The organism is Enterococcus sp. DIV0682 (assembly GCF_051712685.1).
Taxonomy (GTDB): Bacteria; Bacillota; Bacilli; order Lactobacillales; family Enterococcaceae; genus Enterococcus; species Enterococcus faecalis.
In genome coordinates this window covers 2251950-2275550 of record NZ_JBIOPK010000001.1, presented here as the reverse complement: position 1 = coordinate 2275550, position 23601 = coordinate 2251950, and the positions used below count along the sequence as shown (strand labels likewise).

The following is a 23601-nucleotide window of genomic DNA, read 5'->3' as shown; positions in this document are numbered from 1 at the left end:
GTTTCACAAGTTCCTTAACCGATTGAAGCGACGTTCACTTGAACTAGATTAGGAGGAATAAAATGGTAGAAGTAGTAGGAGTTCGCTTCCGTGAAGCCGGTCATATCTATTATTTTGCTCCTGGAAAATCTGAGTATATTTATAATGAGAAAGTACTCGTTGAATCTCAACAGTCAAAACAATTAGCTACTGTTGCTATTCCTAAAAAAACAGTCGATTCAGACGATTTACCAGAGGACCTAAAACCCATTTTAAATAAAGCAACAGCCAATGATTTAGAAAAAGAACAAAAAAATTTGGCTGATGCAGAAGCTGCCAAAAGCATTGCCAATGAAAAAATTCGAGCTCATGACTTAAAAATGAAATTAGTGCGAGTAGAATATACCTTCGATCGTAGCAAAATGATTTTTTACTTTACGGCAGATGGGCGAATTGATTTTCGTGAATTAGTCAAAGACTTAGCGGCTATTTTCCGGACGCGAATTGAGTTACGTCAAATTGGTGTCCGAGATGAAGCGAAAATATTAGGTGGCATTGGCCCTTGTGGCAGACAACTGTGTTGCTCAACATTTCTAGGAGATTTTATGCCAGTTTCAATCAAAATGGCTAAAGATCAAGGGTTATCTTTAAATCCTGTCAAAATTTCGGGATTATGTGGCCGCTTAATGTGTTGTTTGAAATATGAAAACGACGAATATGAAGCCGCTAAAAAAGAATTACCAGATTATGGAAAAGAAGTAATAACACCAGATGGCAAAGGCAAAGTCGTCGGGTTGAATCTATTAAGTCGGATTGTCAAAGTTCGTCTGCATGGTCGTGAAATCGCAGCGGATTATGATTACGAAGAAATCAAAGAAGCTACTGCGAAAGTTGCTGCTGAAAAAGGTGATCAAAATGGATAAACGTTCGCTCTATGATGGATTAAATTCGTTGGAAACTGATTTAGACAGTTCAGTGACACAATTAAGAGAAATTAAAGCAGCACTCCATGAGTTGGTAGAAAAAAATACCACGTTGGAAATCGAAAACCAACGCTTACGAGAGCATCTCCAAGAACTGAATAAGTTAGCAGGAAATACAACTGAAACTGAAAAACAAGAGCTATCAAAATCACGTATGAATTTGGAAAAACTTTATGAAGAGGGCTTCCATGTCTGCAATATTTTATATGGTTCAAGACGTGAAAATGATGAAGAATGTGCCTTTTGTCTTGATGTTATTTATGGGGAACGTACGCGTTAAGTCTAGTGGACACTGCAAATAAAAAGGAAAGGTTTGGTTTGACAGTCAATCGATTGTCAAATCAAACCTTTATCTATTTATAGAACGAAAAAGGAAAATGAGGGATGCGCTATGCAAAAACAGAAAAGTTTTGATAAGCAAACAACAAAAGGAAAATTGTATCTTGTCCCAACACCGATCGGCAATTTAGAAGATATGAGTATTCGTTGTTTAAACATATTGAAAGAAGCAACGGTGATTGCTAGTGAGGACACAAGAAACACACAAAAATTGCTAAATCATTTTGAGATTACAACACCACAAATTAGTTTACACGAACATAATTACAAAGAGCGAATTCCTCAACTGATTACACGATTGCTGAGTGGTGAAACGATTGCCCAAGTTAGCGATGCAGGTATGCCTTCAATTAGTGATCCTGGTCATGAATTGGTTACAGCATGTCTTGAAGAAGAACTGGCAGTGATTGCCTTGCCAGGACCTACGGCAGGAATGACCGCCTTGATTGCCTCGGGTCTTTTACCACAGCCATTTACGTTTTATGGTTTTTTACCAAGAAAGAAAAAAGAACAGAAAGACGTGTTATCAGCATTAAAAGAAGAACGGCCGACACAGATTTTTTATGAGTCCCCCTATCGGATTGCTAAAACGGTAGCAACGTTTGCTGAAGTCTATGGTCAAGAACGCCCCGCTGTGATTTGTCGAGAATTAACGAAACTTCATGAAGAGTATTTGCGTGGTACCTTAGGTGAACTAACAGAATATTTAGCAGAAAATACGCTAAAAGGCGAGTGTTGTTTATTAGTTAGCGGATTTACTGGTGAGAAAGAGACAATAGCAGCAATGCCAGCTATTTCCCTCAAGGAACATGTGCAAGTTTTAATGGAGGAAGAGGGACGGAGTTCCAAAGAGGCAATCAAAGAAGTGGCCAAATTGAGAAATGTAAAAAAACAAGAAGTATATAAAGAATATCATTCCATTTAAAAAAGGAGAGAAACATGAGTAATTTATTGCGAGCAGAAGGCGTGTCTTATCAAGTAAATGGTCGTAGCATTCTTTCTGATATTGATTTGTCATTTGAAACAGGCAGCAATACAACAATTGTTGGTCCTTCAGGTAGCGGGAAAAGTACATTTTTAAAAATTTTATCTTCATTATTAAGTCCTACAGAAGGCGAAATTTTTTATCAAGAAGCGCCAATTACTACAATGCCAATCGAAACATACCGCCAAAAGGTTTCTTATTGTTTTCAGCAGCCAACTTTATTTGGTGAAACCGTGTATGATAATTTATTATTTCCATTTACCGTCAGACAAGAAGCGTTTAATCAGGAAAAAGTCGTGGCATTGCTCCAACAAGTGAAATTGCCCGCTGCTTATCTTGAAAAGAAAATAGCTGAACTCTCTGGTGGTGAGCGACAACGGGTTGCTTTGCTACGAAACATTATTTTTGTACCAGATGTTTTATTATTAGACGAAGTTACAACGGGATTAGATGAAGAAAGCAAACAGATTGTCAATCAATTGTTAAACCAATTAAACAAAGAGCAAGGAGTCACGCTGGTTCGTGTCACGCATGATACCGAAGAAATTCAGCAAGCACAGCAAGTGATTCGTATTGTAGCAGGAAAGGTGGCGCCGACAGATGGATTTAGCAGTTAATAATTTATCCTTATTTTTTTCAGCCATGCTAGTGGTGGTCGCATTAATTATTAGTACTAAAGAAAAATTAGGTTTTACCAAAGATATTATTATTAGTGTGATTCGAGCAGTCATTCAATTAGTCGCAGTCGGCTATTTATTAAAATATGTTTTTCAAGTCAATAACCTGATTTTAACGCTCATCATGGTTTTGGTGATTGTTTCCAACGCAGCCTTTAATGCAAAAAAACGCAGCCAGCAATTACAAAAGGGCTTTTTGATTTCTTTCATTGCAATTGGTTGTAGTACAGGAATTACCATTGGTATTTTGATTTTTTCTGGTTCTATTAAATTTATTCCTTCTCAAATCATTCCTATCAGTGGGATGATTGCCAGCAATTCGATGGTGGCAATTGGTTTATGCTATCGCAATTTAGATACTCTTTTTCAAAACCAACGGCAAGCGGTAATGGAGAAACTAGCATTAGGTGCAACTATCAAACTCGCCTCTTTACCAATCATCCAACAAAGTGTGAAAACCGGGATGGCGCCGACGATTGATTCTGCCAAAACTGTCGGAATTGTTAGTTTGCCTGGGATGATGTCAGGCTTGATTTTTGCGGGCGTTGATCCGGTCCATGCGATAAAATATCAGATTATGGTGACTTTTATGTTGCTATCAGCAACAAGTATTGGTTCAGTGATTGCAACTTATCTTGCCTATAAAGGCTACTATAATCAACAAAAACAATTGGTTGTTTAATTAAAAAGCTGGAAATCTGTGTTTATAACTTCACGGATTTTCAGCTTTTTCTGGTTGAAATAAAGAAGTTTCAATTTGAAAAAGAACGGACGTTCGTATATAATGGAGGGAGGAGGCGAATCAAAATGATGAGCGAATTACGTTTTCCCTTAAAAAAAGATACGTCGAGAAAAATTATACATATAGATATGGACGCGTTTTTTGCTTCAGTTGAAGAACGAGATCATCCAGAGTTAGTAGGACATCCGTTAGTTATTGCGCGCCATCCAAGTGATACTGGGGGCAAAGGAGTGGTGACCACAGCGAATTATATTGCTCGACAGTACGGTATTCACTCGGCTATGAGTGCTCAAAAGGCGTATGAACTATGTCCAAGTGCCATTTTTAAGCCAGGTAATTATCAGAAATATAGTGAAATTTCTCAAGAAATCCGTGAAATTTTTCGCCGCTATACAGATGTGATTGAACCAGTATCTATTGACGAAGCGTATTTAGATGTAACTGAAAATAAGGTCAACAGTAAGTCGGCTATTAAAATTGCGAAAATGATCCAATATGATATTTGGCATGAATTGCAGTTAACTTGCTCGGCAGGTGTTAGTTACAATAAGTTTTTAGCCAAGTTAGCATCAGATTTTCAGAAACCAAAGGGCCTGACGGTTGTCTTACCAGAAGAGGCCGAAGATTTTTTGAAAGCATTACCGATTGAAGATTTCCACGGAATCGGCAAAAAAACAGTGCCCAAAATGCATGAACTAGGGATTTTTACTGGAGCAGATTTATACAAGCAAGATGAGATGACGTTGATTCGGTTATTCGGTAAAATGGGTTATTCATTGTATCGTAAAGTCCGCGGTATCCATGATGCGCCAGTTCAAGTGACTAGAGATCGTAAGTCGGTAGGCAAGGAACATACTTACGGCACCCCTTTAACGACGGAAGAGCAGGTTACGGCTCAATTGAGACAATTAGCAGCAGGTGTTGAGCGTGCATTGCAACGAGTGCAAAAACATGGCAAAACAGTAGTCCTGAAAGTTCGTTATACTGACTATACGACGATTACGAAACGTGTGACATTACCTGAATATATTTCTAAAAAAGAAGAACTTTTCTATCAAGCGAATTTAATTTGGGAAGATATTTTAGGTTTAGAACAAGGAATCCGTTTATTAGGCATTACTTTAACGAATTTAGATCCACTAGCGTATGAAAACATTGTTTTACCTTTATGGGAAAAAAGTTAGCCCTTTAGACACATCCTCAAGAGATGGCTAAAGGGCTAACTTTTTTAAATTGATTTTTTGATTTGTTCATAAGACGTTTCGGCGTCATGACATTTTTCCCAAATAACAGCTTTGCCAGCAGCAAGTGATTTGGGTACATCAATAATCCGTTGATTACTACTGCCACGAAATTGTAAATTTAAATTACGTTTTGCCAGTTCAAAGCGCCCATCAACTAAAATGTCAATTGAATGGAGTAGTTCAAGCTTATCAGGCGTTTCTAAAAGTAGTTCTTCAAAGGTATACCCAGACCAAGACCAGATATCTTTGGCTGAGCCAAATGTTTCCCGCACACGTTTGACTACACTAAGACAAACATCTGTATTCAGAAAAGGTTCACCACCCAAAAGAGTCAAACCTTGGACATAGTCATGGGACAAATCTTCAATAATTTGATTCATTAAAGATTCTGTAAACGGCGTACCGTAATTGAAATTTTGGACAGCTTTGTTAAAACAACCTTCACAAGCAAAGAGACAGCCGCTCACATATAAACTATTGCGTACACCTTCGCCATCAACAAAGTTGAACGCTTTGTAATCGGCAATCTTTTTTTGGCTGTAGTCTTCGGTTTTCCATTCTTGTGGTTTCGGATTACGCATCAGCAAAACTTCTTTCTATAGAATAATCGAGTTTAATTTTTTAAATGTTTCACACGAGAGGAAATTTCTTTGTGACGACCATGTACCATTGGGCGAGCTTGCGGGTTACCTAAATAACCACAAGTCCGTTTAACGACATCACAAGTCTTAGGATCATGATTGCCACATTCTGGACATTCAAAGCCACGTTCAGTTGGATGGAAGTCCCCTTCAAAACCACAGGCATAACAATGATCAATTGGCGTATTGGTTCCTAAATAGCCAACTTTGTCATAAGCGTAATCCCAGACAGCTTCAAGTGCTTTGGAATTTTGCTGTAACATGGGGTATTCACAGTAGTGGATAAAACCACCAGAACAGTATTTTGGATAATCCTTTTCAAAATCAAGTTTTTCAAAAGGCGTTGGATTTTTGCGTACATCATAATGGAAACTATTTGTGTAATATTCTTTATCTGTAATATTTTCGACGATGCCAAATTTTTCAGTATCTAAACGGCAAAAACGGTCAGTCAAGCTTTCGCTCGGTGTAGAGTAGACACTAAAATGATAGCCGTATTCGTTGCCCCAGTTGTCGGCATTTTTTTTCAGTTCTTTTAAAATATCCAGTGTAAAGTTTTTGGCCTCTTGATTGTCCTCCCAAGCACCGCCGTAAAAGGCAGAAGCCACTTCATACAAGCCAATATAGCCAAGCGAAACCGTGGCACGTTTGTTTTTAAACAGTTCATCTACGGCATCCTGTGTAGCTAAACGTTTTCCAAATGCACCATACATGTATAAAATCGGTGCATTCGCTGGTTTAGCTTCTTTAACACGTTCAACCCGATAAACCAAAGCATCTTTAACGATCGCTAAACGTTCATTTAAAATTTGCCAGAACTTTTCTTGGCTTCCTTGCGCTTCTAAAGCGATTCTTGGTAAGTTCAAGGTCACAACGCCTAAATTCATTCGGCCAACATTTACTTCTTCACCTTGTTCGTCTTTCCAGCCTTGTAAAAAGGAACGACAGCCCATTGGTACCTTAAAACTACCTGTTAGTTCAACGATTTTATCATAGTTTAAAACATCAGGATACATGCGTTTCGTTGCGCATTCCAGTGCCAGTTGTTTAATATCGTAGTTTGGATCAGTAGGTTGCGCATTGACGCCGCGTTTAATTGTGAAAATCAGTTTTGGGAAAATAGCTGTTCGTTTTTCAATCCCTAAACCATTAATTCGGATTTGTAAAATCGCCCGTTGAATTTCTCGCTCAAACCAGTTGGTACCTAAACCAAATCCCAGAGAAGTAAAAGGGGTTTGTCCATTGGAAGTAAATAAAGTATTAATTTCATACTCAAGACTTTGCATGGCATCAAAAATATCTTTTTTCGTTTTCTTCTGAGCGAATGCTTTTTGGCGTTCTTCTCCTTCAATCCATTCTTGCGCATCTGCTAAATGTTTTTCATAATTACGTTCTGCAAAAGGCGCTAATAATTCATCAATCCGATCGGCAGAGCATCCACCATATTGACTGGAAGCTACATTGGCAATAATTTGAGAAATTTGTGCAGTGGCCGTTTGAATTGATTTTGGTGATTCGACATCAGCGTTCCCAATTTTAAAGCCATTGTTTAGCATGCCTTTAAAATCAATTAAACAGCAGTTTGTCATGGGCGTATATGGATGATAATCTAAATCGTGGTAATGAATGTCGCCTTTTTGATGGGCATTAGCCACGTGTGAAGGCAACATCTTTAAACCAATTGATTTTCCAACAATCCCAGCGGTTAGATCACGTTGCGTATTAAAAACGTCACTGTCTTTGTTGGCATTTTCGTTCACGACAGTCTGATCTTTATTAATTAATTTGCCGATAGATACATTAATATCAGTCGCTTTACTACGCTCAAAATCACGTTGGGTTCTGTAATGAATGTATTCTTCGGCTAAGGCATATTCGTTGTTGGATAGCAGAGTATGTTCCACAATATTTTGAATTTCATAAATTTTTACGTTATTGGTAAAACGTTCGGCAATTTCTCGATTGACATCGGCAACAATCGATTGGACTTTTTGATGTGTCAAAGGAGTGACTTGGTCATGTATTTTTTGTTCAGCTTTGATCAAAGCGTCGTATATTTTTTGATCATCGAAAGTCACTAAACGACCATCTCGTTTGACGACTTTAATTGTTGAGAGATTAACATCCTCGGCTTTTTCATCAGTAATCTTCATCATTTTATCCAGCTCCTTATATCTCGTTAGTAACTATCCTAATACAAAGGTCGGCTAAATTCAATCGATATATTGCGTATTTTTAGTAAAATATCACTAGACAAACACTATATATTGTGCTTGTGTTGTTTTGAAAAAATATGAAAACAAATGAAGAAAAGGATTGAGCAAATTTTTTTGCGTGAAAAAAATTCTTTGTCCAAATTAAAAAACAGCAAAGAGTTTTTTGCCAAATTGCTAAAAGCAACACTAAAAAATAACAATTATTAAATAATAATTGTTTGCGGATTTATTCGCGAAATGCCAATTATTCTTTGACTACCGAACGATATTGTAAGATAAAACGATGTTCATTCAGATTTTTTCTTGGTAAAATAAGAGTAATAACAAAACGTTGGAGCGAGAAAAATGAAAAAAATTGTAGAAGTAAACCATGTCAGCAAGACATATGGTCGTTTAAATAATAAAACAGAAGTATTAGATAATATTTCGTTTACCGTTGATGAAGGCGAATTTGTGGGGATTATGGGTCCCAGCGGTGCTGGGAAATCAACACTGTTGAATGTCTTATCCTCGATTATTTTGCCAACCGCAGGAATCGTGCGCATCGCCGGACAAGATATTTTAAAAATGCGAGATAATCAATTAAGTGATTTTCGGAGAAACGAAATGGGGTTTATTTTTCAATCGTTTAACCTAATTGATACGTTAAATGTGAAGGACAATATTCTGTTGCCTTTAGCTGTAGAAAAAGTTTCATTAGAAGAAATGGATAAACGTTTGTTACATGTGACTTCGATTTTGGGGATTCAGGAGCTTTTATCTGCTTATCCACCAGAGATATCTGTGGGACAAAAACAACGGGTAGCAGCTGCTCGTGCTTTGATTACGAACCCTAAAATTATTTTTGCAGATGAACCAACTGGCTCGCTGGATTCAAAATCAGCAACAGAATTGTTGAAATATTTAGCTGAAATTAATCTACATGATGATGCCACAATTTTGATGGTGACACATGACCCGTACACGGCCAGTTTTTGCAATCGCATCTTATTCATTAAAGACGGTGCGATTTTCTCAGAAGTTGTTCGTCAAGGATCACGTAAGGAATTTTTTAATCGTGTGATAGATATGCAAGCAACGATTGGTGGAGGCGGGCGCGCAAATGATTTTTAAACTATCATTAAAAAATTTAAAAGCTCATGTACCTAATTATCTGGTTTATTACATTAGTATGACTTTTGCAGCGGTCGTTTATTATTGTTTCCGTGCGATTGCTTACAACCAGCCTCTTGTCGCAGGTGCAGGCCGTGATATCGAAATTAAGCGATCTTTAGGACTCGGTAGTACCTTAGTCACGATTATTATTTTGGGCTTTATGTTGGCAGCAAATCGCTTTTTTATAGGCAAACGTAGCCAAGAAATTGGCTTGTATCGATTAATTGGCTTGAGAAAGAGCCAAGTTTCACTAATTTTTTTAGTGGAAAATTTAGTTTTAGGCTTTGTTTCACTAATTAATGGGATTATTTTAGGAGTGATTTTCACCAAGTTGTTTTCAATGATTTTAGCCAAAGTTATGTTTTTAGAAGTCCCCAGTTTCTTCTATATTTCTTGGCGTTCCGTTATTGAAACCGGTGTAGCTTTTGCATTTATGATTTTGATTGTCTGCTTAAGAAGTATTTGGATGATTTATCGTTATCCATTGTCGCAGCTTATGCACCAAGAAAAAATTGGTCAAATTAATTATAGTCGTTTAACGAAACGGCGGCAGTTTCTAGGTATTTTAGGACCTATTTGTTTACTGGCTGGTTATTTTATTGCGTTTGATTTTCGGAATTTAGCGACAGGTATTGTGTATAAACAATTAAATGATTCATTGGATATCTCGATTCCGATGATTATTACATTGACGCCTTTTATCATTTTGGGTCTCTGTGTGGTGGGAACGTATTTATTTTTCCGTTATACCATGTATTTTATCATTCGCTTATTTAATCATAGAAAAAAATGGTATTACCAAGATTTACGCATGATTACTTTAGGCAATGCCAAACGCTACTTATTTAAAAGTAGCAAAACACTCACTGGTTTGACCTTGTTAATTGCGACAGCCTTGAGTGGGATTGGCGTGATGGTTTTTGTGTATACGATTAGTATGCACACGGTCAACAGTGATGGCCCCGTGGACTTTTTAGTTTCACAAGAAAGCTATCCTAAATTGAAGAAAGTTCTCGATGAAGCGAAGGACACCAAAATAAAAAATGAAGTGACACTTTCTTATAAAATTACTGGAATTGAACGCAGTTTGCGAATTGGTCAAGCGCAAGAGGAACAAGAAACGATTGAAGCAGTTAATGTTTTATCCTTCTCAAATTACCGCAACTATCAAAAAATTAATCCTTATTTAAACGATTTACATTTAAAAAATGACCAAAGTGTTATCTATATGGATAGCTTTACCAATATTTTAAGTGGTATGTCTCGTTATGAATCGAAACTGCAATTTGTTGAAGGAGAGAAGGCACAACTGCAACAAGTGCTGCCTAACTATCTAGGCAATTTTTTATTGCAATATTCCTTACCAACGATTGTCGTTTCCGATACCCTTTATCAGAAAGTGACAAAAAACTCCATTCAGTATCAGATTAACGCCGTAAATGTTGACACGAAAAGCCGTGAAAAACTTTATGAAGCCGTAAATAAACAGATTGCCACAGAATGGCAAGCGCCAATTTTGTATAAGTATGAAAAAAATAACCAGCAGTTGAGTGGTTTTGCCAAACAAATGCCTAACGAAGAGGCAAAGAATACGCAAGATGATGTCACAGAAACTTGGAGGCTAAATATGAATGATCGCTACGCCTCTTTACGCTATGAACGAAAAATTAACGGCTTGACTTTATATGTCTCCATGTTTGTGGCAATTTTAGCGTTGTTTATTACGGGCAGTATTTTGATGTTACGACAACTGTTTTCAGCTGTAAGTGAGCGTCAAGATTACGTGACTTTAAAACGGATGGGTGTTTCTAGTAAAGCGATAACTAAGCAAATTTATCGACAGAATAGTTTGATTTTCTTTCCGCCGATGGTCATTGGGATTTTGCATACTACCTTTGCCATTTATTTGCTAAGCCAATTTATTAAGAGTCCAGGATATTTGTTAGTATATCTTTCTTGTGGAATCTTAATAATTGTTTATCTAATTTTTTATATTTTAACGTCTGCCATTTATGCGCGGATGATTCGACACATCCATTTTTAAAAAACTGTAAAAGCCGTTGTGAAGCGGTTTTTACAGTTTCTTTATGCGAAAAAATTATGAGAGTTCCGTTTATGAAAATCATGAAAATTTAAGAAGTGACGAAATTGTTAGTTTTTTTATTAAATTGTAAGAAATTTCAATGGACTTTGCTGAAATATAGCATAAAATAATGGATAGCGATTAACCTTAGGAGGTGAATGATAATGAAAACAACTTTTCAGAAAATTCTCAATAACGAAAGTCTTAAATTCATCGGTAAAACGTTATTTTATTCTTTCATTGTCATTGCATTAATTTATCTTTATCATTACAAGAATATCAATGGAGGAACCTTCATTTATAACGAGTTTTAAGGAGGCGGCTATATATGGAAAAAGTAATTAATATGATTCAAACGATTGATGAATGGGCACGTAAAGAACCCCAACGTCCTGTTTATTTAACCGAAGAAAAAGTCTCTACGTATGGAGAGTTAAAAGAAAAGTCAGACAATCTAGCCGCTTATTTAGCTGAGCTGAAAACGGACAAGTCAGCGATTGTCGTATACGGAGAATTAGATTTTGAAATGATTGTGAGTTTTCTAGGCGCATCGAAAGCTGGTTTTAGCTATATCCCCATTGATGCACATACACCAAAAGAACGCATTGAACTAATTCTAAACGTAGCCAAACCAACCGCAGTGATTGCTGTGCATGAATGGCCTGAATTAGCCACCGAAGTGCCAGTAATTACGGCGGAAGAATTAACAGAAATGATGATGCATGCACCCCGATATGCGCCTGCGTTGACGCCTGTCACAGGAGCAAGTAATTACTATATCATTTTCACTTCAGGGACAACTGGCGTACCAAAGGGTGTGCAAATCAGCCATGATAATTTAGTTAGCTTTACGAATTGGTTGTTGCAAGATTTTGGTTTAGAAGAAGGGGCCCGCTTTTTAGCACAGGCACCTTATTCGTTTGATTTATCGGTGATGTCTATTTATCCCGCATTGGCGTTAGGTGGCTCATTAACTCCGTTACCCAATGAAATCATTAACGATTTTAAACAATTATTTACGCGTTTGCCACAATTAACAATCGACGTCTGGGTTTCAACACCGTCCTTTATTGAATTGTGTCTAATGGAACCAAGCTTTGATGGTGAACATTTACCAGCACTGCGCACGTTTTTATTCTGTGGAGAAGAATTACCAAAACCAACGGCTGAAAAATTAGCCGCTCGTTTCCCAACTGCGCATATTTATAATACGTATGGGCCGACAGAAGCGACTGTAGCGATTAGTGCCATTGAAATCACTCAAGAAGTTTTAAAAAGTGTCCAACGTTTACCAATCGGGTATGTGAAAGAGGATACGCAAATTTATATTATGGAAGGCATGTCAAAATTACCTGCAGGTGAAATTGGTGAAATCGTCATTGCTGGACCAAGTGTTTCCAAAGGCTATCTAAATAATCCTGCGAAAACAGCTGAAACTTTTTTCCAATTAGATGGCGTACCAGCTTATCGCACAGGCGATGCTGGAAAGTTAGTCGATAACCTATTGCAGTATGAGGGACGCTTAGATTTTCAAATTAAATTGCATGGCTACCGCATTGAGTTAGAAGAAGTGGATCATCACTTAACGAATGTTTCCTACGTGAAACAAGCAGTCGTTGTGCCGAAATATCAAGGAAATAAAGTCCAACAATTAATTGCCTATGTCGTTCCGCAAGCACATGAATTTTCAAGTGATTTTCAATTAACTAAGGCAATTAAACAAGAATTAGCCACGTTGACAATGGACTATATGATTCCGCAAAAATTTGTATATGTTGAACAATTACCTTTGACAAGTAATGGCAAAATTGATCGGAAAGGGTTGATGAATGAGGTGAATGCCACATGATGAATTTTCCTCATATGATTCCCTATAATGCACCGTATTACTTTGTTCTGCTAATTGCGACCTTGTTGCCGATGATTTTAACTTTAGCCATTAAAGGGACACGTTGGCCTTGGTATCAAACGCTCGTGACACTGGTCTTTCTATATATCAGTTTTGGTGGCGAATTTTGGCAACAAGGAGTCGCTCTGATTGTATATGTTATTTATCAAACGTTACTAACGTGGGGCTATGCGGCTTATCGAAAAAATAAAAATGCAGGTTGGGTCTTTTATCTGGCTGTCTTTTTAGCTATATTACCGCTTGTTTGGGTGAAAGTTTCTCCCTTCATGACAGGCAAAACAACCTTACTTGGCTTTTTAGGGATTTCTTATTTAACCTTTAAAGCGGTCCAAGTGGTCATGGATTTACGGGATGGCGTAATGAAAGAATATCATCCGTTTCGTTACATTCAGTTTCTCTTGTTTTTCCCGACTATTTCTTCAGGACCCATCGATCGTTATCGGCGCTTTGAAAAAGATTTGAAAAACCCGCCGAGTGCGGAGAAATATTTAGACTTTTTAGAAAAAGGAATTTTTTATTTATTTCTAGGATTTTTATATAAGTTTATTATCAGTCATTATCTTGGTGGTGTCTTTTTACCACATGTGGAAAAAATGGCCTTGGCACAAGGTGGTTTATCTTGGTGGACAGTCGGCTATATGTATAATTACAGTTTGTATCTATTCTTTGATTTCGCAGGCTATAGTTTACTGGCCGTTGGCACAAGTTATTTAATGGGCTATGATACACCAATGAACTTTAACAAACCGTTCCTAAGTTGGAATATTAAAGAATTCTGGAATCGTTGGCACATGACCTTATCTTTTTGGTTCCGTGATTACATTTACATGCGCTTAATGTTTTTCTTAATGAAAAAGAAAGTCTTTAAGAGTCGGATTGTGACTTCTAATATTGGTTACTTTGCGTTGTTCTTAATCATGGGCATTTGGCATGGATTAACGTGGTTCTACATCGCTTATGGGCTCTACCATGCAACACTAATTTGTGTAACAGATGCTTGGCTACGTTTTAAGAAAAAACATAAAGACAAGATACCATCAAACAAATTTACACATGCATTTGCAGTCTTTTTAACTTTCCAAGCGGTTTGTGTCAGCTTCCTGATTTTCTCAGGATTTTTAGACAAACTATGGTTTAAATAAACAAAAATAAAAATATAAAGGGGCAATTTACAATGAACATTCAAGAAACAGTATTAAACATTTTAGAAGATATTACAGGAACAGACGAAGTTGTGAACAATCAAGACATTCAATTATTTGAAGAAGGATTATTGGACTCTTTAGCAACGGTTCAATTATTAGTAGAAATTGAAGGACAATTAGGAATCCAAGTTCCTGTATCAGACTTTGACCGTGAAGTATGGGGAACACCAAAACAAATCATTCAACAAGTGGAAGCTTTACAATAATGTCTAGAAAAAAACGACTAATCAGAATCTTAGGTCCAGTGCTTTGTTCAGCGGTCTTGGTTGCAGTGTTCTTTTTTGCACCGTTCAGAATCAATTTAACTTCCGAAAAAACGTTGAAGGAAGCATCAACGTCAATGGCACCGAACGTTTTAAAAGGCAATGTGATTAAAAACAAAGCAGTGGCTTCTGGTAAATATGTTCCTTTTTTTGGCTCTTCTGAATTAAGTCGATTTAGTGCTTTCCACCCTAGTGTGCTCTCTGAAAAGTATCAACGGAACTACCGACCGTTTTTACTAGGAGAAGCGGGCACACAGTCATTAACCCAAGCAATGGTCATTCATTCGATGGGCGATGCGATTGCCAATAAGAAAGCGGTCTTTATTTTATCTCCGCAATGGTTTGTCAAAAAGGGTGTACCTAATGATAGTTTTGGTGCACACTATTCACAATTACAAACCTATCAATGGTTAGCTAATTTAACCGAATTAACCAGCGGTGACCAATATCTAGCACAACGTTTGACCAAATTTCCAGTTGTTCAAAAAGACAAAGTCTTAATGGAAACTTTGGCAAATCTGCAGGCAGGGCAACTTCCCCAACGCTCTCAACGAGATTATTTTATAATGAATCTCCGTTTCTTGAATCGTGAAGATGAATTGTTTAGCCAAATTGGCATGGTTAGCAGAGAACCAATTGTTGAAAAAGATATGAAACAATTACCTTCTACGTATAATTTTAATGAATTAGATCAGCTAGCTGGAAAAATTGCGGCAAAAGCCATTAATAATAATAAATTTGAAATTAGTAACGGTTTTTATCGCCAACGGATTAAACCAGTTTTACCGAAATTAGCTCATTCACAAAAGAAATGGGATTACCGTTTTTCTCCAGAATATGGTGATTTCCAAGCTGCGTTAGAACAGTTAGCAGAAAAAAATGTCGATGTTTTATTTGTAATCCCACCTGTTAACAAACGTTGGTCGGACTATACGGGCTTGTCACAAGATATGCTGCAACAAGTAGCACGCAAGCTGAAATATCAACTTCAAGAGCAAGGGTTTACTAACATTGCTGACTTCTCAACATGTAGTAATGAACGCTACTTTATGGCGGACACGATTCATTTAGGTTGGCGTGGTTGGCTCGCTGTTGATCGTCAAGTAGATGAATTTATGAAACAACCTGCGTCTAAAAAGTTAGCGTATCAAATTGATGATCGTTTTTATCAGACAGATTGGCAACAACAAAATCCATTGGTCTTACCTCAATTTTAAGAAGGCAAGATGGATCAAGTACCAATTATCTGAAGCGGACTAGAAACGCTTCGTAACAATGAAAATAGCCTGTACCTGCCGTTGAATAACGAGCGTGCAGGCTGTTTTTTCGTTTACTTTTAGTGGAGAACGTTGCTCAATTTATTTTTTGTAAGTATTTTTTTAGTTCGTGGTATAATGGATAAAATTGGTTTTTGAGGGGAGTTATTTTTATGGATGCAAAAGAAGAAAAAATGTTAATTGATTTAACAAGTGCTAAAGGGATTGCTGGGAATGAAGACGAAGTACGTTCGTTATTTAAAAAGTATGCAGCACCGTATGCGGATAAATTTTTATATGATGGCCTTGGCAGTATTATTGCAAAAAATGTTGGTGATAAAGAAGGACCAAAAGTCTACATTTCTGGGCATATGGATGAAGTCGGTTTCATGGTTACCCAAATCACAGAAAAAGGCTTTTTAAAATTTCAAACCGTTGGCGGTTGGTGGGGGCAAGTGATGTTGGCCCAACAAGTTCAGATTAAAACCACGACTGGTAAGGTTTACCATGGTGTCATTGGGTCTAAACCACCGCATGTGTTAACAGCGGAAGTTCGTAACAAACCCTATGAGATTGCAGATATGTTTATTGATATTGGTGCAAGTAGCGATCAACAAGTTGCAGAATGGGGGATTCATCCAGGGGATATGGTGACACCATATATTGACTATCGTCGCATGAATGATACAAAATTTTTATTGGCAAAAGCGTGGGATAACCGAATTGGTACGGCCGTTTCATTAAAAGTTTTAGAAAATTTAGCGACAGAAGGGCACCCCAATATTTTATTTGCAGGCAGTGATGTGCAAGAAGAAGTCGGGCTACGCGGTGCGCAAACAAGTACGCATCTTGTGAATCCAGACATAGCGTTTGCTTTAGACACAGGAACAGCTGGTGACACACCAGGAATGACACCTAAAGAAGCCGACTCTGTTTTAGGTGAAGGGCCACAAATTTTGATTTATGATGCATCAATGATTCCGCATAAAAAATTACGTGATTTTGTTATTCAAGTGGCGGAAGAAAATAACATTCCCTTCCAATATACAGTAATTACAGGGGGAGGTACGGATGCTGGTCGCATGCATTTAACGCGCAACGGGATTCCATCATTAGCCATCACGGTGCCTGTTAGATATCTGCATTCACATACCTCAGTTATTCATGAAGATGATTATTTCAACACAGTCAAATTAGTCACAGAAGTGGTGAAACGTCTAGATAAAGAAACAGTCGCTAAATTGACTAGTTATTAGTTTCAGAAAGGATGGAATGAATGAAAAGTTTAGTAACAAATTCACAACATCGTGCCAATGCTCGCAGAGCCCTTGATGGGCAATGGGGGATCATGGCTTGGTTAACTTTCTTAGGAGTGGTTTTACAGAGCTTCTTAACATCGATTGTGCAAAATTTATTTTCTGGTGAAAATCAAGTTTTTCAAAGTAGTTTTGCCGCAGTATTACTGCAAATTTTTGTTTTATTCGCGTTAAGTTATGCGCTATATTACGCAGCCTTGAAGGTGTTGCGTGGTGAAAAGGTGCGGGTCAATATTTTAATGAGTGTTTTTCAAGGAAAATATTATGGTCCGCTATTTGTGGTCAACCTACTTCAAAAAGTACTTGAACGTGTAATTGGTTTGTTATTTTTGTTACCAATTTTATTTGGGGCAGGGACAACCTTGTATTTCAAATTGATGTTTAATACAGTTACACCAGAGGAAATTCAGACCTTTTTCTTAAATGATTTTTCCTTTTTCCTAGCGTTTGGCGTTGCCTCTATCTTAATCTTTTTAATTGGCTTATTTGTGAGTGGCGTTTTTCAATTTGCTGTGTGGCTACGTTTTGATAATCCAGAACTGCCAATTATGATGGCATTGAAACAGGCGTTATATTTAATGAAAAATCGTTTTTGGCAATATTTATGTTTACAATTTTCTTTTATTGGTTGGTATATTGTGGGCTTTTTAGCTATTGGTATCGGTCTATTATGGGTGATTCCTTATAACTATGTAGCGTTAGCTAGTTTTTATCAAACTGCCTTAGAAGAAAAAGGTTTAGCCGAAGAATAAAAAAGAAGCTTGAATCCTTCGTTATCTCAACAAAGGGTTCAGGTTTTTTCTTTGGTCTTTTTGTGAAAATTTAAGCGTTTTAACCTCGTTTTTCCGTTATTTTATGGTAACATGGAAGTATCGTATTGAAGGAGGTTGTCCACACATGAAATTGACTGTCTTAGGCTGTTTAGGTGCTTATCCATACAAAGGAGAAGGAACGAGTTCCTATTTGTTAGAATCTGAAGGCTTTCATTTGCTTATTGATGCAGGCAGTACGACATTAGTGCGTTTAGAAAACTATCTAGATCCATTGAAATTAGATGCTGTCATTCTGTCGCATTACCATCATGACCATATCGCAGATTTAGGTGTTTTACAATATTATCGTCAGCTTTATCCAACGCTGGAACCGACGCCTATTTTGCCAATATATGGCCATACACAAGATCAAATGCATTTCAAAGAACTAACGCTTCCTAACGTTTCCGAAGGGAAAGAGTATTTTGAAGCAGAAGAGTTGGCAGTAGGACCATTTTTAATTACTTTCATGGAAACGATTCATCCTGTCACTTGTTACGCGATGCGGATTGTTGAAAAAGCGACTGGCAAAGTCTTTGTCTTTACAGGAGACTCTGGTTACTTAGCAAGTTTTGAAGACTTTGCAAAAGACGCTGATTTATTCTTAGCGGATACGTACTTATTTGAAGGTAATGAACGACATCATGCACATTTTACGTCAAGAGAAGCGGGTGAAATTGCCAAAGCAGCACAAGTCAAACAATTGATGTTGACCCATTTACCACAACATGGGTCATTGGAACAACTACGTGAAGAAGCGCAAAACTATGCTGGAACGGAAATTCCAGTGACATTAGCCCAACCAGATTTAACAGTTGAGATTTAAAAAAGTAACTATACCAAGGGAGAGAACCGATTGTGATTTTTGTACCGAATGAAAATAATGACCCACGAGTGAACTTAGCAATTGAAACATATTTGTTAACAGAAATGCCTTTAGATGAGCCCATTCTTTTATTTTACATTAACGAGCCGTCAATCATTATTGGCCGTAACCAAAATACAATTGAAGAAATTAACAAAGAATATGTAGATGAGCACGGCATTCATGTTGTTCGTCGCTTAAGTGGCGGCGGCGCCGTTTATCATGATCATGGTAATTTGAATTTTAGTTTTATTATGCCAGATGACGGCAACTCTTTCCGTGATTTTGCGAAAGTTACCCAACCAATTATTCAAGCATTGCACGACTTAGGCGTTGAAGGTGCCGAATTAAAAGGGCGCAATGACCTAGTGATTAATGATATGAAGTTTTCAGGAAATGCGATGTACGCTACCAACGGCCGCATGTTTGCACATGGAACCTTAATGTTTGATAGTGATATTGATGAAGTTGTAAATACATTGAAAGTACGGAAAGATAAAATCGAATCTAAAGGTATCAAGTCTGTTCGTTCACGGGTAACAAACATTAAACCATTTTTATCTGAAGATAAACAAGAGATGACAACGGAAGAATTCCGCCAAGAAATTCTTTTGAAAATTTTCGGCGTAGATTCGATCGACCAAGTTAAAACGTATGAATTAACTGATCAAGACTGGGCGGCTATTAACAAAATTTCAGAGCAATACTATCGCAATTGGGATTGGAATTATGGAAAATCACCTGCATTTAACTTAGAACGTCGTCATCGTTTCCCAATTGGTTCAATTGAAATGAAAATGAATGTGGCGGATGGTGCCATTCAAGAAATTAAAATCTTTGGGGACTTCTTTGGGCTTGGTGAAATTAAAGATGTTGAAGATATTTTAACCGGCGTGAAATATGATAAAGCTTCTTTAGAAGAAGCCATTGATCAAATTGACGTTAAAAAATACTTTGGCAATATCGAAAAAGAAGATTTGCTTGGGTTAATTTATTAAAAAAAAAGACAGCCGTTTCAAACGGTTGTCTTTTTTCTAGCTAAAAATAATTTTTAGCTTTTAGAAAGGTAGTGCTATGTGCAAAATCGTCGAAACGATTTTTATCAGGGAACTATCAAATAGCTCGCCTGCATATGTACTTGAACCAAGTCAAGTCCGGGAATTTGGTTATGTGCTTCACTATAAATCACTATCTGTAAAGAGTATACAAGATTTCCTTTCTTTTGTGATATCAAATTTTTACAGACAAAGTAGTAAAATTTGACGTTTCTTATTTTGGCAAGGTTACAGGCTTGTTTTGGGGCTTGAAATAGCAAGAATTAATAGTGATTTAAGGGAAAATATTAACATATGTAGAAATATTTTTATAAGAAATAACGAGAAAAAATCAATAGGTATGTTCTTGAGGGCTACTTTTTGACGTTTTCTGAATAAAACTTAATAAAAAATAGCAGAAACAAAGAAAAAATGTGCTTACAAGAAGTAATCCGCACTTAGCTAGGAAGTTAAGAATGTGCATGTTATTTTCAAACAAATACTAAGAATCCTATTTCAATCCTTTACAGAGGAACAAGGACTTCGTATAATAAAGGGACGAAAAGGAGCGAAAGTGATGAGAAACGAAATGATGCATCGACCAGTCGTTAAACCAGAATTGGTTGAGTATATGCGTACAAAACAAAAGAAACTTCCCGGAGAATTAGGTGCCGTGGAGGCAGAAGCCAATGAAGCAGGGGTACCGATTATTCCACACGAAACAGTAGTTTTTCTACAATTTTTGCTAGGACAACTAAAGCCCAAAAATATTTTAGAAATCGGGGCAGCAATTGGTTTTTCTTCAAGCTTGATGGCCCAATTTGTCGGTGAAGATGGTCACGTGACCACGATTGATCGTTTTGACGTAATGATAAAAAAAGCGAAGAAAACCTACCAACGCCTAGACTTAGAAGAAAAGGTCACTCTTTTAGAAGGACAAGCAGCTGAGATTCTACCAACGTTGGAAGGACCTTATGACTTTATTTTTATGGATAGTGCCAAATCAAAATACATTGAATTTTTACCTGAATGTTTACGGTTGCTACCAGTTGGCGGCGTTTTGATGGTGGATGATGTATTTCAAGCTGGGACAATTTTAGACCCTGCTGAGGAAGTACCGAAAAAAAATCGAGCGATTCATCGTAAATTAAACCAATTTTTAGATGTAGTCATGGCGCACCCTGATTTAACTTCTACTTTAGTTCCTCTTGGTGATGGAGTTATTTTAATTACCAAAGAGAAAGAAACGATTATTTTAGATAGTTAAAGAATGTCTTCACAAAAAGAAAGCGAATCATTAAAAAGCAAGTTCTTTTAATGATTCGCTTTCTTTTTTATGTTATTTAAAAAGTTATCTCGCTATTTCTAATTGAGAATGATAATCGTAAAATTCTCAATATGACAGTATTATGCGTTAATAGAACCTCGTTTGTTTATAATTATTCTATTGACGGAATAATTATAAACTGTTATCCTTAAAGAGTAAAAAAACAGAGGAGGAACGACAATGAATTTAATTAATCAAAAACTTTTTGACTTTGAATGTGATGCCTATCACGATGGTGAATTTACACGAGTATCAACAGAAGATATTTTAGGAAAATGGAGTATTTTCTTCTTTTATCCAGCTGATTTTTCTTTCGTGTGTCCTACGGAATTAGGGGATATGCAAGAGCATTATGCGCATTTACAGGAATTAAATTGTGAGGTTTACTCTGTTTCAGAAGATAGTCATTATGTGCATAAAGCATGGGCTGACGCTACAGAAACGATTGGAAAAATTAAATATCCAATGTTAGCCGATCCCAACGGTCAACTTGCTCGTTTCTTTGGCGTTTTAGATGAAGCTTCTGGAATGGCTTACCGTGCTTCATTTATTGTGAGTCCAGAAGGGGACATCAAATCTTATGAAATCAACGACATGGGTATTGGTCGTAATGCTGAAGAACTTGTTCGTAAATTAGAAGCTTCTCAATTTGTAGCAGAACATGGTGATAAAGTTTGTCCAGCCAATTGGCAACCAGGAGAAGAAACAATTGCACCAAGCTTAGATTTAGTTGGTAAAATTTAAATTCGCTTTGTAAATAGAGGTCAAAGAGTTGGATAAAACAGAGAAAATGTTTTGTTCAGCTCTTTTTCTGAAACACAGAAGAAAGAGGAGAAGCAAGTGACAGAAGAAATCTACGATTTGATTATTATTGGTGGCGGATCAGCTGCTTTATCTGCAGGTATCTATGCAGGTCGCGCAATGATGGATACCTTAATTATTGAAAAAGACAAAATTGGCGGACAGGTAACGACGACTTCTGAAATTGTGAACTATCCAGCGATTCGTCACACAACAGGTCCAGAACTAATGGAAGAAATGCGCATTCAAGCACAAGACTTCGGTGTAGCTTTTACAAACGACGAGATTATTGATGTTGATTTTAGTCAAACGATAAAAACTGTTCAATCAGCGAGTCAAACCTATCAAGCATATGCAGTATTGATTGCGACAGGGGCCTCTGCTCGTAAAATTGGTTTCCCTGGTGAAAGTGAATTTACAGGACGCGGCGTGGCCTATTGTTCTACTTGTGATGGGGAGTTTTTCCAAGGCCTAGATATTTTTGTGATTGGTGGCGGTTATGCAGCAGCGGAAGAGGCCGTTTATTTGACACGTTACGGTAAATCAGTAACGATGATTATCCGAGAACCCGATTTTACATGTGCAAAATTAACTGCGGAGGCGGCTAAAAATCACCCGAAAATTAAGATTGTTTATAACACAGAAGTGAAAGAAATTACGGGAGATGATTTTGTCCGAAAAGCTGTGTTTGTCAATAACCAGACGGGAGAAGAAACGGTTTATGAAGCACCAAAAGACAGTACATTTGGTCTGTTTGTTTTTGCTGGAAATAAACCAAGTACAGAAATTTTTGAAGGAAAAATTGCCTTAGACCGTGGGTATGTGCCAACAACTGAGAATATGGAAACCAATATCCCTGGCGTTTATGCAGCAGGAGATTTACGAATAAAAGAATTACGTCAAATTGTGACGGCGGTTGCAGACGGTGCAATTGCCGCCACTCATGCGCAACGTTACGTGACAGAACAAAAAACACAGGCGGGCCAACCGATTGTAACGAAGCGAATGACTGAACGATTAGCTAATCAATCTGCCCCTGAAACAAACAGTCAGCAATCAAAAGAAAAACAGCCAGCGAAAGTTACTGGTAAGCATCAGTGGTTCCCAGAAAGTATGCGCCAACAATTAAGCGGTATTTTCGCTAAACTAACCAAAAAAGTGACATTGCTTCAGTTTTTGGATGCAAGTGATGAAAAATCATTGGAACTTCAATCATTCTTAACAGAATTTGCAAGTCTGGATCAGAAGATTACTTTAGAAACGATTTTGAAAGATACTGAGCCAGCCAAAGAATTGCTGTATGGGATTGAAAAAATGCCTAGCGTTGTGCTCTTAGATGCGGCAGGAAACTATACAGGAATTAAATTTAGTGGTATTCCTAGTGGTCATGAAGTAAACTCGTTGGTTTTGGCGGTTTATAATGTCGGCAGCGAGGGGCAGCCGTTAGAAGCAAGTCTGCAAAAGAACATACTTGCATTGCCAAAAAGAAAAATAGAAATTTTTGTTTCACTAACATGTCATTTCTGTCCCGATGTCGTGGCCGCTTGCCAACATATTGCATCAATTAATCCTCATGTGGAAGCAGAAATGGTGGACATTAGTCTGTTTCCAGAGTTGAAAAAAGAAAAGAAAATTATGAGCGTTCCAGCAATGCTAATTGATGGCGAACAAATGATTTTTGGTTCAAAAACAATGACCGAAATTATTGAAGCCTTGGCTTAAAAGAGGCGGAAAAAGTAATTAGCCTAAAGAACCTAAGTCATTCAAAA

At 37.3% G+C, this 23601-nt stretch carries 22 protein-coding genes; 20 read left to right on the top strand and 2 right to left on the bottom strand.

The genetic code is table 11. The features are described 5' to 3' along the window. The first annotated feature begins 62 nt into the window (after nt 1-62). The 6 genes from IGK96_RS10895 to dinB all read left to right on the top strand — a co-directional run bounded on the left by IGK96_RS10895 (nt 63) and on the right by dinB (nt 4889). A complete protein-coding gene (locus IGK96_RS10895; protein ID WP_002356371.1) occupies nt 63-902 on the top strand; it encodes a PSP1 domain-containing protein in 840 nt (279 codons plus the stop codon). Then, complete coding sequence (locus tag IGK96_RS10890) at nt 895-1242, top strand: DNA replication initiation control protein YabA (RefSeq protein WP_002356372.1); 348 nt, start codon at nt 895-897, stop codon at nt 1240-1242. The genes IGK96_RS10895 and IGK96_RS10890 overlap by 8 nt, the downstream gene beginning before the upstream one ends. A 111-nt stretch (nt 1243-1353) precedes the next feature. Then, on the top strand, nt 1354-2226 hold the full coding sequence (gene rsmI / locus IGK96_RS10885; RefSeq protein WP_002356373.1) for a 16S rRNA (cytidine(1402)-2'-O)-methyltransferase: 873 nt from the start codon (nt 1354-1356) through the stop codon (nt 2224-2226). Nucleotides 2227-2240: 14 nt separating this feature from the next. Further along, the gene (locus tag IGK96_RS10880; RefSeq protein WP_002356375.1) at nt 2241-2903 is read left to right on the top strand and encodes an ABC transporter ATP-binding protein; all 663 of its coding nucleotides are present in this window, start codon (nt 2241-2243) and stop codon (nt 2901-2903) included. Beyond that, on the top strand, nt 2887-3645 hold the full coding sequence (locus tag IGK96_RS10875; protein WP_002356377.1) for an ABC transporter permease: 759 nt from the start codon (nt 2887-2889) through the stop codon (nt 3643-3645). The genes IGK96_RS10880 and IGK96_RS10875 overlap by 17 nt, the downstream gene beginning before the upstream one ends. A gap of 128 nt (nt 3646-3773) precedes the next feature. Continuing rightward, complete coding sequence (gene dinB / locus IGK96_RS10870) at nt 3774-4889, top strand: DNA polymerase IV (protein WP_023894966.1); 1116 nt, start codon at nt 3774-3776, stop codon at nt 4887-4889. A gap of 44 nt (nt 4890-4933) precedes the next feature. On the opposite strand, the gene nrdG is transcribed toward dinB, so the two are convergent. Continuing rightward, a complete protein-coding gene (gene nrdG, locus IGK96_RS10865; protein ID WP_002356379.1) occupies nt 4934-5530 on the bottom strand; it encodes an anaerobic ribonucleoside-triphosphate reductase activating protein in 597 nt (198 codons plus the stop codon). A 32-nt stretch (nt 5531-5562) separates the two neighbouring features. After that, nucleotides 5563-7746: an anaerobic ribonucleoside-triphosphate reductase gene (gene nrdD, locus IGK96_RS10860; RefSeq protein WP_010825490.1), complete on the bottom strand. Its 2184-nt coding sequence runs from the start codon at nt 7744-7746 to the stop codon at nt 5563-5565. 405 nt (nt 7747-8151) lie between these two features. On the opposite strand from nrdD, the gene IGK96_RS10855 reads away from it, so the two are divergent. The 14 genes from IGK96_RS10855 to IGK96_RS10790 all read left to right on the top strand — a co-directional run bounded on the left by IGK96_RS10855 (nt 8152) and on the right by IGK96_RS10790 (nt 23554). Further along, nucleotides 8152-8919 carry an ABC transporter ATP-binding protein gene (locus IGK96_RS10855; protein WP_002356382.1) on the top strand — a complete coding sequence of 256 codons (768 nt, stop codon included), beginning with the start codon at nt 8152-8154 and terminating at the stop codon, nt 8917-8919. Then, on the top strand, nt 8909-11005 hold the full coding sequence (locus IGK96_RS10850; protein WP_104846701.1) for an ABC transporter permease: 2097 nt from the start codon (nt 8909-8911) through the stop codon (nt 11003-11005). Before IGK96_RS10855 ends, IGK96_RS10850 begins: the two co-directional genes overlap by 11 nt. A gap of 203 nt (nt 11006-11208) precedes the next feature. Beyond that, nucleotides 11209-11358 (top strand): teichoic acid D-Ala incorporation-associated protein DltX, encoded by a 150-nt coding sequence (locus IGK96_RS10845; protein ID WP_002356384.1) that lies wholly within the window; start codon nt 11209-11211, stop codon nt 11356-11358. A gap of 14 nt (nt 11359-11372) precedes the next feature. Further along, nucleotides 11373-12893 carry a D-alanine--poly(phosphoribitol) ligase subunit DltA gene (gene dltA, locus IGK96_RS10840; protein ID WP_085443135.1) on the top strand — a complete coding sequence of 507 codons (1521 nt, stop codon included), beginning with the start codon at nt 11373-11375 and terminating at the stop codon, nt 12891-12893. Beyond that, nucleotides 12890-14095, top strand: a complete 1206-nt coding sequence (dltB, locus tag IGK96_RS10835; RefSeq protein ID WP_161975141.1) for a D-alanyl-lipoteichoic acid biosynthesis protein DltB — start codon at nt 12890-12892, stop codon at nt 14093-14095. The genes dltA and dltB overlap by 4 nt, the downstream gene beginning before the upstream one ends. Nucleotides 14096-14127: 32 nt before the next feature. After that, nucleotides 14128-14364: a D-alanine--poly(phosphoribitol) ligase subunit DltC gene (gene dltC / locus IGK96_RS10830; protein ID WP_002356389.1), complete on the top strand. Its 237-nt coding sequence runs from the start codon at nt 14128-14130 to the stop codon at nt 14362-14364. After that, complete coding sequence (dltD, locus tag IGK96_RS10825) at nt 14364-15638, top strand: D-alanyl-lipoteichoic acid biosynthesis protein DltD (protein WP_010707183.1); 1275 nt, start codon at nt 14364-14366, stop codon at nt 15636-15638. The genes dltC and dltD overlap by 1 nt, the downstream gene beginning before the upstream one ends. Nucleotides 15639-15850: 212 nt before the next feature. Continuing rightward, nucleotides 15851-16933 (top strand): M42 family metallopeptidase, encoded by a 1083-nt coding sequence (locus IGK96_RS10820; protein ID WP_002367214.1) that lies wholly within the window; start codon nt 15851-15853, stop codon nt 16931-16933. A gap of 20 nt (nt 16934-16953) precedes the next feature. Continuing rightward, the gene (locus tag IGK96_RS10815; RefSeq protein ID WP_002372324.1) at nt 16954-17745 is read left to right on the top strand and encodes a DUF975 family protein; all 792 of its coding nucleotides are present in this window, start codon (nt 16954-16956) and stop codon (nt 17743-17745) included. A 145-nt stretch (nt 17746-17890) separates the two neighbouring features. Continuing rightward, the gene (locus tag IGK96_RS10810) at nt 17891-18631 is read left to right on the top strand and encodes an MBL fold metallo-hydrolase (RefSeq protein ID WP_002356393.1); all 741 of its coding nucleotides are present in this window, start codon (nt 17891-17893) and stop codon (nt 18629-18631) included. Between the two features lie 32 nt (nt 18632-18663). After that, the gene (locus IGK96_RS10805) at nt 18664-19668 is read left to right on the top strand and encodes a lipoate--protein ligase (protein WP_002356394.1); all 1005 of its coding nucleotides are present in this window, start codon (nt 18664-18666) and stop codon (nt 19666-19668) included. 613 nt (nt 19669-20281) lie between these two features. Continuing rightward, complete coding sequence (locus IGK96_RS10800; RefSeq protein ID WP_002381418.1) at nt 20282-20971, top strand: O-methyltransferase; 690 nt, start codon at nt 20282-20284, stop codon at nt 20969-20971. Nucleotides 20972-21211: 240 nt separating this feature from the next. After that, nucleotides 21212-21775 (top strand): alkyl hydroperoxide reductase subunit C, encoded by a 564-nt coding sequence (ahpC, locus tag IGK96_RS10795; protein ID WP_002367212.1) that lies wholly within the window; start codon nt 21212-21214, stop codon nt 21773-21775. A gap of 96 nt (nt 21776-21871) precedes the next feature. Continuing rightward, on the top strand, nt 21872-23554 hold the full coding sequence (locus IGK96_RS10790; protein ID WP_085443037.1) for an FAD-dependent oxidoreductase: 1683 nt from the start codon (nt 21872-21874) through the stop codon (nt 23552-23554). The last annotated feature ends 47 nt before the right edge of the window (nt 23555-23601 follow it).